General features: G+C 51.8%; 16 protein-coding genes. 7 read left to right on the forward strand and 9 right to left on the reverse strand.

The annotated features are described in order from the left end of the window. Nucleotides 1-246: 246 nt before the first annotated feature. Together rcsA and RAC65_RS03810 are read left to right on the forward strand one after the other, a co-directional pair. Nucleotides 247-882 (forward strand): transcriptional regulator RcsA, encoded by a 636-nt coding sequence (gene rcsA / locus RAC65_RS03805; RefSeq protein ID WP_006119584.1) that lies wholly within the window; start codon nt 247-249, stop codon nt 880-882. Nucleotides 883-1018: 136 nt separating this feature from the next. Then, nucleotides 1019-2725 carry a methyl-accepting chemotaxis protein gene (locus RAC65_RS03810; RefSeq protein ID WP_039338285.1) on the forward strand — a complete coding sequence of 569 codons (1707 nt, stop codon included), beginning with the start codon at nt 1019-1021 and terminating at the stop codon, nt 2723-2725. A 106-nt stretch (nt 2726-2831) separates the two neighbouring features. Here the strand turns inward: RAC65_RS03810 and dsrB are convergent, their stop codons facing one another. Both dsrB and RAC65_RS03820 read right to left on the reverse strand, forming a co-directional pair. Continuing rightward, complete coding sequence (dsrB, locus tag RAC65_RS03815) at nt 2832-3026, reverse strand: protein DsrB (RefSeq protein ID WP_006119586.1); 195 nt, start codon at nt 3024-3026, stop codon at nt 2832-2834. A gap of 62 nt (nt 3027-3088) precedes the next feature. Further along, nucleotides 3089-3247 (reverse strand): YqaE/Pmp3 family membrane protein, encoded by a 159-nt coding sequence (locus RAC65_RS03820; RefSeq protein WP_006119587.1) that lies wholly within the window; start codon nt 3245-3247, stop codon nt 3089-3091. 304 nt (nt 3248-3551) lie between these two features. On the opposite strand from RAC65_RS03820, the gene RAC65_RS03825 reads away from it, so the two are divergent. From RAC65_RS03825 to RAC65_RS03835, 3 genes are all read left to right on the forward strand, one after another. Next, a complete protein-coding gene (locus RAC65_RS03825; RefSeq protein ID WP_162286973.1) occupies nt 3552-3782 on the forward strand; it encodes a DUF2525 domain-containing protein in 231 nt (76 codons plus the stop codon). 365 nt (nt 3783-4147) lie between these two features. Further along, the gene (locus RAC65_RS03830) at nt 4148-4933 is read left to right on the forward strand and encodes a mannosyl-3-phosphoglycerate phosphatase-related protein (protein WP_205953275.1); all 786 of its coding nucleotides are present in this window, start codon (nt 4148-4150) and stop codon (nt 4931-4933) included. Between the two features lie 40 nt (nt 4934-4973). Then, nucleotides 4974-6194, forward strand: a complete 1221-nt coding sequence (locus tag RAC65_RS03835) for a glycosyl transferase (protein WP_033742089.1) — start codon at nt 4974-4976, stop codon at nt 6192-6194. Between the two features lie 94 nt (nt 6195-6288). Here RAC65_RS03835 and RAC65_RS03840 read toward each other — a convergent pair whose 3' ends face one another. The 5 genes from RAC65_RS03840 to RAC65_RS03860 all read right to left on the reverse strand — a co-directional run bounded on the left by RAC65_RS03840 (nt 6289) and on the right by RAC65_RS03860 (nt 8642). Continuing rightward, on the reverse strand, nt 6289-6471 hold the full coding sequence (locus RAC65_RS03840; RefSeq protein ID WP_033742091.1) for a YodC family protein: 183 nt from the start codon (nt 6469-6471) through the stop codon (nt 6289-6291). A gap of 172 nt (nt 6472-6643) precedes the next feature. Further along, nucleotides 6644-6775 carry a hypothetical protein gene (locus RAC65_RS03845; protein ID WP_006119592.1) on the reverse strand — a complete coding sequence of 44 codons (132 nt, stop codon included), beginning with the start codon at nt 6773-6775 and terminating at the stop codon, nt 6644-6646. A 44-nt stretch (nt 6776-6819) separates the two neighbouring features. Beyond that, the gene (locus RAC65_RS03850; RefSeq protein ID WP_054633597.1) at nt 6820-7722 is read right to left on the reverse strand and encodes a DUF808 domain-containing protein; all 903 of its coding nucleotides are present in this window, start codon (nt 7720-7722) and stop codon (nt 6820-6822) included. A 99-nt stretch (nt 7723-7821) separates the two neighbouring features. Further along, nucleotides 7822-8097 (reverse strand): hypothetical protein, encoded by a 276-nt coding sequence (locus tag RAC65_RS03855; protein ID WP_006119595.1) that lies wholly within the window; start codon nt 8095-8097, stop codon nt 7822-7824. Nucleotides 8098-8162: 65 nt separating this feature from the next. Further along, a complete protein-coding gene (locus RAC65_RS03860) occupies nt 8163-8642 on the reverse strand; it encodes a very short patch repair endonuclease (protein ID WP_058701674.1) in 480 nt (159 codons plus the stop codon). A gap of 233 nt (nt 8643-8875) precedes the next feature. Here RAC65_RS03860 and dcm point away from each other — a divergent pair, with 233 nt between their 5' ends. Together dcm and RAC65_RS03870 are read left to right on the forward strand one after the other, a co-directional pair. Next, on the forward strand, nt 8876-10264 hold the full coding sequence (dcm, locus tag RAC65_RS03865) for a DNA (cytosine-5-)-methyltransferase (RefSeq protein WP_375096371.1): 1389 nt from the start codon (nt 8876-8878) through the stop codon (nt 10262-10264). A 101-nt stretch (nt 10265-10365) separates the two neighbouring features. After that, nucleotides 10366-11982, forward strand: coding sequence for a methyl-accepting chemotaxis protein (locus RAC65_RS03870; RefSeq protein ID WP_375096372.1), 1617 nt, complete (start codon nt 10366-10368; stop codon nt 11980-11982). 68 nt (nt 11983-12050) lie between these two features. Here the strand turns inward: RAC65_RS03870 and RAC65_RS03875 are convergent, their stop codons facing one another. Together RAC65_RS03875 and RAC65_RS03880 are read right to left on the reverse strand one after the other, a co-directional pair. Next, the gene (locus tag RAC65_RS03875; RefSeq protein ID WP_058708348.1) at nt 12051-12302 is read right to left on the reverse strand and encodes an Arc family DNA-binding protein; all 252 of its coding nucleotides are present in this window, start codon (nt 12300-12302) and stop codon (nt 12051-12053) included. Between the two features lie 73 nt (nt 12303-12375). After that, on the reverse strand, nt 12376-13080 hold the full coding sequence (locus RAC65_RS03880; protein WP_283786304.1) for a phosphohydrolase: 705 nt from the start codon (nt 13078-13080) through the stop codon (nt 12376-12378). Between the last annotated feature and the right edge of the window lie 246 nt (nt 13081-13326).

Raw genomic sequence — 13326 nt, forward strand, 5'->3', positions numbered from 1 at the left:
CCAAAAACGGTGTTTCGCGCCGGTACGACTTTACATCAATACCCGATGTGGATTCGACGCCAGGTGTGGGGCCAGAGTAAGAAAAAATTTTGCAGAACGGGTCAAGGAAGAAGACTTTTACGGGCGTTTGCCCGTTGCCACGCTGCATCAGCAGAATAAAAAAAAGCGCTTTGGAAATCTTCTCGTACCGCAACGCGTAATTCATCGTTGATTTAAACGGATAACAAATTGGTGAGGGTCGCTAACATGCCAACGATTATTATGGATTCCTGCAACTACACACGCCTGGGATTATCGGACTATATGTCTTCTAAAGGAGTGAAGAAGAAAAATATTACTTCTGTCTCCGATATTGAGCAATTACAGCAAAGATGTGAGCAGTTGAAACCAGGTGTTGTGTTTATTAATGAAGACTGTTTCATTCACGAAACCGACTCAAGCGAGCGCATTCGCAGCATTATTAATCAGCATCCCGAAACACTGTTTTTTATTTTTATGGCCATCAGTAATATTCATTTTGAAGAATATCTGTATGTCCGAAAAAATTTAATTATTACGTCGAAAGCCATTAAACCTTCAACGCTGGATTCTCTCCTTAGCACGTATTTGCAAAAGAAACTTAACATGTCTCCGCGTATTTCCTCAGGGCTGGACGTTCACCCTCTGACGTTGAGCCAGACTGAGTCAAATATGCTGAAAATGTGGATGTCGGGTCATGATACCATTCAGATATCCGACAAAATGCAAATTAAAGCGAAGACGGTCTCTTCCCATAAAGGAAACATTAAGCGGAAAATTAAAACGCACAACAAGCAGGTTATTTACCATGTCGTGCGCTTAACCGATAACGTGACCTCTGGTATTTACGTTAACGTAAGATAGTTTGCCGCCTCACAGAACTGGCCCAAAAGGCCGGTTTTTTTTAGTGATTAGCGATCAAGATCTCAATTTTCAGCATAAACCTTTTCCTGCTCCTGCCGATGTTTTTTTCATCAGGCCCCCTTAAGAGAGCAAGGAAATGAACACAACGCTGATTAATGAAGGACATCACAACGTCAGTTTTTGGCAAAATCTCAGACTGGTCCCGCTGTTTAGTTTGATTTTCGGCGGGATATTATTTTTGTTCGCACTCTGTATAGGCATTTCCAGCTACTTCCTCATCCTGAGTAATCAGTCGTTGAAAGATGCGACTGAGGAAATTCAGGTCCGCAACGGTCTGATCGACAGCTCCTCAAACCTCCGCTCTGCCCGACTGAATATCATCCAGGCCGGTGCGGCCGCGCGTATTGGTGAGATGGATGATTTCAATGCCAACCTTGCCGCAACGGATGAGCGTATTAAGCAGGCTGAAAATGGCCTCAACGTCTACCTGAACCGCAAGAATAAAACCCCCGAAGACGTCAGGCTGGACGAAGAGCTCACTACTCGCTTCAAAGAGTATGTTCAAAAAGGCCTGAAGCCGATGATTGATGCCGGTAAACAGGGCAGTTTCGAAAGCATCATTGCCCAGGAAACCGACACCACGCGTAAACTGGATAACGCTTATAACGCTGTGCTGGTCAAGGCGATCAAACTTCGGGATATCCGTTCTGATTTCATTAACGCCAAGGCTGCCGAACAGTCACGTATTGGTTTTATTTCCATGGGTGGTGCGTTTGTGGCTGCGCTGGTGCTGGTGCTGCTGACCTTTGTTTTTCTCCGTCGGGTCGTGATCACGCCTTTACGCAAATCGGTTGCCCATATCGAGCGTATCGCTCAGGGTGACTTAACCGCCCCTTCAGTACCGCACGGTCGTAACGAAATCGGCTTACTGCTGGATAATCTGCAGCGCATGCAGGAATCGTTAGTCAAAACGGTCGGTACGGTGCGTGAAGGCGCTATCGCCATTTATCAAGGCTCCAGTGAAATTTCAGCCGGTAACACCGACCTCTCCTCGCGGACGGAGCAGCAAGCCGCCGCCCTTGAGCAGACCGCAGCCAGCATGGAGCAGTTAACGGCGACGGTGAAACAGAACGCCGATAACGCGCACCATGCCAGCCAACTCGCAGCCGATGCATCAGATAAAGCACGCAACGGTGGCGACATGGTCAGTGGTGTAGTGAAAACCATGAACGATATTTCTGGCAGCTCGAAGAAAATTGCTGAGATCACCAATGTGATTAACAGCATCGCTTTCCAGACCAATATTCTGGCGCTGAACGCCGCCGTCGAAGCGGCGCGCGCAGGGGAGCAAGGACGTGGCTTTGCGGTTGTTGCGAGTGAAGTCCGTAGTCTGGCACAACGCAGCGCCCAGGCCGCGAAGGAAATTGAATCCCTGATTGCCGAGTCTGTGAAGTTAGTCAGCAGTGGCTCGCATCAGGTTGGCGAGGCCGGCAGTACGATGGGTGAAATTGTCGAAGCGGTGCGTCGCGTGACCGATATCATGTCTGAGATTGCTGCCGCCTCGGATGAACAAAGCCGCGGTATTCAGCAGGTGAGCCAGGCGGTAACGGAAATGGATAACGTGACCCAGCAGAACGCCTCGCTGGTTGAAGAAGCCTCAGCGGCGGCGGCATCACTGGAAGATCAGGCGGGTAAACTGACGAAAGCGGTTTCCGCATTTCGCTTAGTCGACACACCGGTCGCGAAAACTCCCGATGTTAAAGACGTGGCACCGAAAGCGAGCTCACCCGTGCTACGTCCGGTAGCCACTACCTCTGGTCATGAAAACTGGGAAACGTTCTGACCCAAGCAAACGCCCCTGTCCTGTGACATGCGTGACAGGACAGATAAAAGTAAACGCCCGCGACATCCTCAGACATCGCGGGCGTTTTCATCAGACTGACCGATAATCAGGCGGGAACCCAGGGCTCGACAAAAACGCCGTCCCGGTGATTATTCTCGTTAAAAAACCAGATCCCCTGCGGGTAATCGTCCAGCGCCACCAAAAACATCGTCCCTTCGTTAAAAGGTTCTACCGCCAGGATCGTACCGATTCGCCGGGGTCCACCGTCGGTTTTAACGCTTACGCGATCGTCTACCTTCATCTGTTACTCTCCAGAAACGTTCCTGATAACAGTGTAATGGAAGCGTAGGACGAATGCAGGCATTAACGGCGGGCAATCACCCACACGGCATGGACGATGCCGGGAATGTAGCCGCACAAGGTCAGTAAAATGTTCAGCCAGAACGCGCCGCCAAAACCGACCTGCAGGAAAACGCCCAGTGGTGGAAGTAAAATAGCAATAAGAATTCGAAGTAAGTCCATAACCATTCCTTTAGGTACTGAGAAAAACCGTTTTGCTTACCAATATAGCCGTTTTCTGAAGGGTTACAGGAAAAGTCAGGTAAATCTGAGTCAGGGTTTTTTTCGTTTTCCTGACACTTCACAGCCGGACGTTTAACACGAGAATCGTTACACTTCATTGCGTTGCTTTCCTACCCCAGGAAAACAACACACCCAAAGTAACAAGGATTATTTTGCCCGCGCAGCGCGGGCTTTTTTTTACCCTTCCCTGCTGTCAGCCCGCCGTTCTATACTCAGTATTCACGTTGCTCTTTGGAGGCAGACTATGACGCATTTTCTCGCTTCAGATGAAAACCAAAGTGATCGGGACAGTGAAATGGATGCGCTTCTTCATGCCATCCAGCGTGACACGGCAGGACAGGTACAGGACTATTTTTCGCCTCAGGTTGCGCAGACTGAAAAAAATGCTGGCGGGCCGACAGCCCCGTGCCGTGAACCTGCGGAGCAGTGTGAGATGGACATTCACGATTGCCGCTACAGTGAGATCAATCGCTAGCGGGATCGCTCGCCGGGCGGAATAGCAGGCAAAAAAATACCCGGCACAGGCCAGGCAAGTATTCAAATCGTTACACCAGGGAAGACATACTGCTTTCTCAGAGTAGCTGTTCCGGTAATGAAAACAAGCTTCTGCGATGCACGTTTCGCTCATCTTATTCTGCTCCTGCCCTCCTCCTGCCTACGCAAGCCGCAGCGCGCGCGCCATGCGTCGTGCACATTCTGACCGCTCCCGCTTTTTGTCCTATCGGGTTTTAAGAATCCTCCTGGTTCTGTCTGCATGAGTACGGAACCTCGGGCCTTTTCAGGACTCAACTACACTAAACAGATGCCGTGGCTAACGTGAGCCGTGTGGAGGAGACCTGGATGCCCAACCTGAATGAATCGCTGATGATCGTGACCGACCTCGATGGATCGCTGCTTGACCACCACGACTACAACTGGGATGCCGCCACAACATGGCTGGAGACCTTCAGCCAGCATCAGGTTCCTGTGGTGATTTGCTCCAGCAAGACGGCGGCGGAAATTCTGCCGCTGCAACGAAAAATCGGGATTAGCGGTACGCCGTTTATCGCCGAAAACGGCGCGGTTCTCTACTTCCACGAGGACAAACCCGTTCGTATCCCTGACGATAAGCTGAACTACGTCGCCATCTGTCGGATTCTTAGCGCGATGAAACAGCAGTTCCGCTTTAGCGGCTTTCAGGATTTTAGCGACAGCGACGTGTCGGCAATGACAGGTTTACCGGAAGCCGAGGCCGCGCTCGCCCGCCAGCGCGATGCCTCCGAAGTTATCGTCTGGCGCGATACTGACGAGGCGTTAGACCGTTTTCGCCATGCGCTGGCTGACTACCATTTGACGCTTACCCAGGGCGGCCGCTTCTGGCACGTGATGCCGGCCCGAAGCGGAAAAGGCCATGCCCTGCATAAATTACTGTCGCATTACAGCCATCAGGATTTGATCACGATTGGACTGGGTGATGGCCCTAACGATGCACCTATGCTCGATGCGGTCGATTATGCCATCGTGATTAAAGGCTTCAGCAAAACCCCTGTCACGTTAACGCGTAATGATGGGCAGGTTTATCATACAACGCATCACGGCCCTGAAGGCTGGCGCGAAGGTCTGGACCATTTTTTAACGCAGCCATGAACGGCTGTGGTTCCTCGGGCAACCCCATAAGGATGATGCAATGAGTGATTTCTTTCAGAATGGCGTAATTACTAACTTTCATAATCTCACGCACCGCAGCGTCGAATCGCTGGAAAAAGAGATGGTGCGTTTTGCGCGTAAACGCAAAATGGGGTTAATTCTGCCCTCCCTGTTTTCTGAGCTGGAAGGACCGGCACTGAGCAAAATCGTCGATGAACTGGCGAAAGTGCCGTATCTGAATGAAATTGTCATCGGCCTTGACCGGGCCGATCGCGATCAGTTCCTCCATGCCCGCGAGTTCTTTTCTCGCCTGCCGCAGCGCCATCGGATCTTATGGAATGATGGTCCCCGCCTGAAGGCGATCGACGCGGAACTGGACAAAGAAGGTTTGTCGCCGACGAATCCGGGCAAAGGGCGTAACGTCTGGTTCTGCACCGGCTATACGCTGGCCTCCGACCGCACCAGCTGTGTCGCGCTTCACGATTGCGATATTGTTACCTATGAGCGCGGTATGCTGGCACGTCTGCTTTATCCGCTGGCGAATCCCGCGTTTCAGTATGAGTTTTGTAAAGGATTTTATGCGCGTGTCGCCGACGGCAAACTCAATGGTCGCGTGGGCCGTTTATTAGTCGGGCCGCTGCTGCGTTCCCTGCAAAAAGTGTATGGTCACTCGGAGTACCTTGATTACCTCTCCAGTTTCCGTTACCCGCTCTCCGGCGAGTTCGCCATGCGTACTCATGTCCTTAACGGGATTAAAATTCCGGGTGACTGGGGCCTGGAGATTGGCGTGCTCTCCGAGATCTATCGCAATTACACCACACGCCAGTCGTGCCAGGTTGAGATTGCGGATAATTATGACCACAAGCATCAGCCGCTGGCAGAGGATGACGGAACAGGCGGCCTGAAGCGCATGAGCAACGATATTGTTCAGTCGCTTTTACGTAAACTTGCCACCATGGGCGTGCCGCTCACCAGCGACTCCTTCCGCGTGCTGAAAGCCACCTACTATCGCAACGCGTTAGATATGATGGAAATCTACAATCATGAGGCCGCCATGAACGGACTGAAATTCGATCAGCACGTGGAAGAGGCTGCGGTCGAGATGTTTACCCAGGCTATCCTGGATGCGGGTCAGTCCTTTATAGAACGCCCAAATGACAAGCCGTTTATCCCAAGCTGGAGTCGGGTTCAGTCTGCCTTCCCGGATATTCTGCAACGAATTTACAAGGCGGTAGAAGAGGATAATGACGGTAACGTCTAGCGTGCCATAGGTGGAAGACAGGCTATTACGTGACGTGATGCCTGGAAGGAAGACAGACGGGCCAAGTGTACAACACCGGCCCGGTCATTTGCAATCAGGACGTTAACTGCGGTTGTGACTCACGGGTGTGGCTGAGCTCGTCTGTCCGAAACGCCTCGCTTCTGACCGCATAACCATCATACCAGCGACACTCTACCATGCCACTGGCATGACCGGTCACCACCATCGTTTGCCCGCCGTCCTTATGCTGCACTTCATCACTGATTGCAAAAACCATGTTGCGCCCTCTTTATCCATTGACATTAATTCTTAATATTTATTTATAGCATGGTAAAAAAGTTGCTGCTGTTAAGGCGCGCAGAAAAAGGGCAAATTCAGAATAAAGTAGAAGGTTATCCTGGAAAGGAATAAAGCGGATAAGAGGCTATCCGCTTCAGAGGGAGGATGAATCAGATTTTGCAGCCTTCGCAATCCGCTTCGTCACTCAGGTCGTCAGGCACTTCGGCCGCCTTTTTTTCTGCCTTGGCTTCGGCCTGCTCTAACTGAGCATCTATATCGAATTCAAACATATCGTCGCTCATTGTTTTCTCCCCAGAACGCGTAAAAGAAGGCGCTGTTATACCGATTACCCACGCAGTTTGGCAATAAGGTTAACCACTAAAAGCACGATCGACCCAATGATAAAACCAATCACCAGGTTAGCGCCGTTACTCAGCAGCCCTGATACCAGACCGCTAAACGGAGCGATAGCATTTTCAATAAAGTGGTGCAAAGGCGTTATCCCGTGAACAATGATGCCCCCTCCCACCAGGAACATGGCCAGCGTGCCCACCACGGTTAATATTTTCATCAGCCAGGGTGCCGCAGCCAGCAGCACGGCACCAACTGACTGGGCCACCCGTGACGATTTTTGCTTTAACCAGAATCCCAGATCATCGATTTTCACGATGCCCGCCACAATACCGTAAACGCCAATCGTGACCAGAATGGCAATGCCCGCCAGGATCAGAACCTGATTCAGCAGCGGTGCTTCCGAAACGATGCCCAGCGTAATCGCGACGATTTCGGCGGACAAAATGAAATCGGTGCGCACAGCCCCTTTAACCTTTTTCTTTTCAAATTCACGCGGGTCCTGCTTTGCCAGGTTATCCAGACGCTGCTGACGGGCCTCTGGTGAATTTTGCTGCTTGTCGTGTTGCAGGCTGTGCAGCACTTTCTCGACACCTTCATAACAAAGGTAAGCGCCGCCAATCATCAACAGCGGCGTGATTAACCACGGCGCAAATGCCGAGATAATCAGCGCCAGCGGCACCAAAATCAGCTTGTTCAGAAACGAGCCTTTGGCCACGCCCCACACGACCGGCAGTTCGCGATTGGCTTTTACGCCACTGACCTGTTGCGCATTCAGTGACAGATCGTCACCCAGAACGCCCGCCGTCTTCTTTGCCGCGACTTTGCCCATTACAGAGATATCATCCAGCAGCGTGGCGATATCATCCAGCAACGTTAATAAACTGGTTCCTGCCAAAATATGTCCCTTATTCGGTCATCGACAACGACTTACATCGCAAACAGTGGAAGCCTCATCCTCGACGAAGCCCAACGGCACACGATTCGTGCGTTGTGACTATTCCGGTTCGTTATGTTGACAACATGGGCATCGTTCGATTTCCGTTACCGTCATCTCTGCGATGCCCTCACAATCCCATTCGACGCGCACCGCTTGCCCAGCCAGTCCTTCGCTATGCAGGTATTTACTGACCGGGCTTTCCGTCATGCCGGTAATTTCTTCCGTGGCCACCAGCGTTTCGCCCACATAAATTCTGGCGGTGGCTTTGGTATTCACCATGCGCTCATCACGAATCTGGTAGAGACGTTTAACCGTCAGTTTTATGCTGCTCATCTCGGTCTCCCGGTCACGGAAAAGCGTCTATCTAACATGTTATGTTACTGATGAGCAAGGCCCGATCATTCCTGCTCACGATAATGATGAATGCCCTGATGATCGATTTCAGCACTGTCATTCATCGCCAGTAACCACTCTTCCAGTCGTTCAAGCAACGCGTCGTCGTCGAGACGGAGTTTGCCACGCAGTGCACATTCCCAGATGATGAGAACCTTCCAGCCGCTCTCACGTAACTGCCGTACATAGCGATGGTCTCGTTCGACGTTGCTGTTAATCTTGCCTGTCCAGAACTCGGTGCGCGTGGCGGGTATCTTAAACAAATAGCAGTGATGACGATGCCAGAAGCAGCCGTGCACAAAGATAATGGCCTGATGAGCGGTCAGGACAAAATCAGGCCGCCCTGGCAGGTTTTTGTCCTGAACCCGGTAAGTGAATCCGCGATCTTTAAGCAACAGTGCGATGCGTTGCTCAATCGCAGTGTCCTGCTGGCGAATAGCGCGCATGTTTTTGCTGCGCGTTTCGCTGGAGTGAACGTCGGCCATAGCATCTCCTTAAAGGCTACTCATTCAACTTTAGTCGCCGTCCTGAAAAGCGAAAGCCACCTGGACAAAAGCGGCCATTTTTTTGGCCCTTCCGGACGGTAATCACGCGTCCGGTGCTACCTGTCCTGACTTTCCCACTCGCGTGTTTTGCAGCCCACCGCCGCCGCGTCAGGCGGATTTCCTCATCGGGCAAGGAGTGATAGCATAGGCGCTTCACTGTTAAGGATATTTGCATGCACGCCGTCGCAACCGCTGAACCTCTTCTTTCTGCAGCTCTGCATTCCGATGAACTGAATCTGTTACACCAGGTCCTGTCGATCTATTCCGTCAGGGATATCGTTGCCCGACTGCATCAGGCCGGCTTTGCGCACTGGTCAGCGACGCTCATCAACCGTATTCGTCAAGGTAAAAGCACGCTGCCCGCACTGAGCACTGCGGAGCGGGATCTGTTCGAGCGCTTATTGCCGTCTCGTCCTGCGCATTATGATGCACCTGCGTTTCGTTTTGTTGATCTGTTCGCCGGCATCGGGGGGATTCGTCGCGGATTTGAGCGCATTGGTGGAAAATGTGTCTTTACCAGTGAGTGGAATAAAGAGGCGATTCGCACGTACCGGGCCAACCATTACAGCGATCCGCTTGAGCACCACTTCAATACCGATATCCGCCAGGTCACGCAGCCTGCCGGGCTATACGATGAAGCAGCGATCTACTCCTCCATTGATGCAGCCATCCCCGATCATCAGGTGCTGCTGGCAGGCTTTCCTTGTCAGCCCTTTTCGCTGGCTGGCGTCAGTAAGAAGAATGCATTGGGTCGGGCGCATGGGTTCGAATGCCAGGCGCAGGGTACGCTGTTTTTTGATGTAGCACGCATTCTTGCCGCCAAAAAACCGCCCTTCTTCGTGCTGGAGAACGTGAAGAACCTAAAAAGCCATGACAAAGGCCGGACCTTTGCCATCATCATGGACACGCTGGATGAGCTGGGCTATGCCGTCGCGGATGCCAATGCCAGTGCACCGGATCCGAAAGTGATTGATGCCCGCCATTTCTTGCCTCAACACCGCGAGCGTATTGTGCTGGTGGGCATTCGACGGGACATTGCCGGCTGCGAGAATTTTACCCTGCGCGACATCAAACGCTTTTTCCCTGCCCAGGTGCCCAGCCTGCAAAGTTTGCTGGAAGCCGCACCTGATGATAAGTACATCCTGTCGCCGGTGCTGTGGCGTTATCTGTATCAGTATGCCAAAAAGCATAAAGCGCTGGGAAATGGCTTTGGCTTTGGTCTGAACGATCCGCGCAATCTGCAGTGCTGCGTGCGCACCCTGTCTGCCCGCTACTATAAAGATGGCTCTGAGATTTTGATCGATCGCGGCTGGGACGCGGATAAAGGCGAGCGTGATTTCCTTGATGCCACCAATATGGCGCATCGTCCCCGTCGTCTTACGCCCCGTGAATGCGCACGCATCATGGGCTTCGATGATGCCGGCAGTGAGCCTTTTCGCATTCCGGTCTCCGACACGCAAGCGTATAAACAGTTTGGTAATTCCGTTGTCGTCCCCGTTTTTGCCGCCGTGGCGCAGCTTCTCCTGCCCTACATCCGCGATTTACAGCATAAAACACGCTAAAAGTTGCGCTTAGGCGCAACCTTTCTCCTCTTTTCCCGCTGCCAGGCGATATTGTCACAACCTCGTCATACAAGCCCAGAATACTGCTGCTTTTTCACTTGATGGGTAGAATGATGTCACCTCTCACGTTGTTATCCCTGCGCAGTCTGAAGCGTCGCTATCGCGTCAAACTGCCCCCGGTGCCCACCTGGCTTACCAGCCTGCGCGGCAATTTTATGCTGTTCGTTGTGCTGTTTTGTTTGCTGCAATCCATCGGGATTGTTCTGCTGACCGCGCAGGTCAGCCATACCAAAGTGAACCTGACGCAGGCGAGTGCCATGCGCGACCGGCTGGCGCTGCTCGATCACGCTCGCATAGAGCTGCTGACGGCCAGCGATAACAGTCACCGGGCAGGCATTTATCTGATGGAAGATCAGAAAAGTGGATCGGTGGACAGTTGGAAGAGCCTGGCGGAAACCGCAAAATCCTCACTCGTGCATGCAGAACAGCTGTTTGCTCAGTACCATGCCGTTCCCAAGGGGGAGCTTGAGCAGGGTTTCATGATGTTAACCCAGGGCCTTGAAGAGCAGCTTAAAGGCCTGGAAGCCAATAATATCGATGCGTTCTTTATGGTGCCGATGCAGGCTTATCAGCAGCAGTTTAACAGCGCCTGGTTTAACGAAATCACCCAGGCCAACAAACAGCTTTCTGCCGTCAACAACCTGACACTGGAGACGCTGACCACCAGCCGTAACCTGTCGCTGCTGGTCACAGGGCTGCTGTTTACGCTGTTGCTGACAGGTGGGGTTTTGCTGCTGCGCGGCGTGATTATTCCTTTAAGACTGGCCAGCCGCCAGCTGCATGCTATCGCCACTGGCGACTTAGTCAGTTGCCCGCAACCGCCTCGTCTGCAATCGTTAGAAACCGCCGGATTGTTTAACGCGGTGGCGGATATGCGGCAAGGGCTGCGCACCATTGTGGCAGAAATTAATACCATAGCCGCCAGCGTGGCGGAGGGTGCGCGGGAAATGCAGCATACCAATGACCAGGTAAGCGAGCACTATAAGGTGCAAAACAGCAGCTTTAGTCATATTTCACAGCGCCTGCATCGTGTCTCGGAAGAGGTTGAAAACAGTACGCTGTTTTCGCAACAGGCCGCACAGCAGGCACATGTCGCGGATGAACTGATGCAGCAGTGCGCCAGTCAGGTCGATGAAATGGAGGTGCAGATGCGCCACATCGTCGATTCCTCAGGGGAAATCGCCGGTATTGTCGAGCTGCTGGACGGTCTTTCACTGCAAACGCGTCTGCTGGCGTTGAATGCGGCGATTGAATCAGCGCATGCAGGGGTTTATGGACGCAGCTTTAGCGTCGTGGCAAAAGAGATGGGTACCCTGTCGAATAAAAGCGGCGAGTCGGCACAGCAAATTAACGGGCTGGTGAACAATACACAGCTGCATATTTCTGAGGGATTCAACAAGGTGAAGTCACTGGAAGCCTTGTTTTACCAAATCAGTCAGTCGGTCAGCGCCGTGGTCACCCAGTTAAAAGAACTGGAGGAAAACGCCACAGCACAAAGTCGCCGCGTGTCTGGCATTGCCGCCGAAGTGGTGGCGCTGGACAAGGAACTGCATACTAACGAGGGGCTTACGGCGCGGCAGGTACGCACCGCCGATACCTTACAACATCAGGCCTCACGACTGGCCGAAAGCGTGCAACAATTTCGCATTGCCGTCTGAATACGGCTCTGAATAAAAAAGCCGCCTTTATCAAAGGCGGCTTTCATCGCGAGAACAACCGATAACCATTATTTCTTTTTCTTACTCTGCTTCTTAAGCAGCGTACGCAGTTGTTTGATTTCGCTGGAACTTAAAGCATCCGACGCGCCTTCTTCCGTGTTCTGACTGTCGATGGCGGGATGAGAAGGTGCTTCGAGGCTGGCCTGCAGACGTTGCACGATCTCCTGACTCATTGATACCTGGTTTTCAAGCGCCAGCTGTTTAATGTGTTCTTTCAATGCAGGATCAATTTTAATCGTCAAATTAACAGTTTCGGTCATTTCCTCACTCCTTTTTTGTTATTGCTTCCACGCTACCGGATGACTGTATCGATTCCTATACTGTCATAAAAATTTAATATTCCGCGTGTAAGGGACTAAAATCACGAAGTACCGCCTCATCCAGACTAACCAGATTACCCTGCAGCTCAGCACACAACTTGGCCATATAGCGTACCAGGAAGTCCGCGTTGTGTTCTGCGAGTCTCCGCCCTGCTTCGGTTTGCATCGTTTCAGGCAACCGTAACAGCTTGGTTTGAAAGTGATCCAGTGTCCATTTCACATCATTAAGTTCACGCGATTTCCCCAGCGGGTCTTCACTGTTGAACAGAGGACGGTTCATCGTACCGGCCGTGTAAAACACCCGGGCCAGCCCGATTGCACCCAGCGATTCCAGCCGATCGGCATCCTGAACGATTTTCGCTTCAGGGGTTTCAGGCGTGATGGCCGCGCTAAAACTGTGTGCCTGAACCGCGTGCATCACTCCACCGATTAATTCGGCAGGAAAATCCGTAAAGTCCTGCTGCAGGATACGCTGCGTTTCGCTGGCGGCGTAAGTGGAAGCCTTATGACGTTCAGGATGGTTTTTCGGTAAGTTCACCACATCATGAAAGTAGCAGGCAGTCAGGACGATCAGTGGGTCGGCAGATGTACCTGCCATAATGCGCTGCGCGCTCATCCAGACCCGACGTAAATGCGCAATATCGTGTGCGCCATCATCATGAATCCAGTTTTTTTCAAACCAGGTTTCATAGCGAGCCTGCCAAAGTGCAAGTGACATAATCTTTTCCTGTAAGGGTTATCTTCGTCTCAATTGACGACCTGTTACGCGTATAGGCTTTGTCATCATAACGAATGGCTAATGACATTTTCTTTACATCGCTAAGGAAAAAGCCGGTCGGTACCTTTAAATTCCTCTTAAAAATGAGACGCTGATCATTTTTATGGCAATTTGCTACCAGGAAAACAGCCATTTGCTGCTTTTTCAGCCTTGACTGATTCAGTTTTAGGCAGGATGAATAGTTTA

This window comes from Pantoea sp. BS_8, assembly GCF_041954965.1.
In the GTDB taxonomy this organism is placed as follows: Bacteria; Pseudomonadota; Gammaproteobacteria; order Enterobacterales; family Enterobacteriaceae; genus Pantoea; species Pantoea stewartii.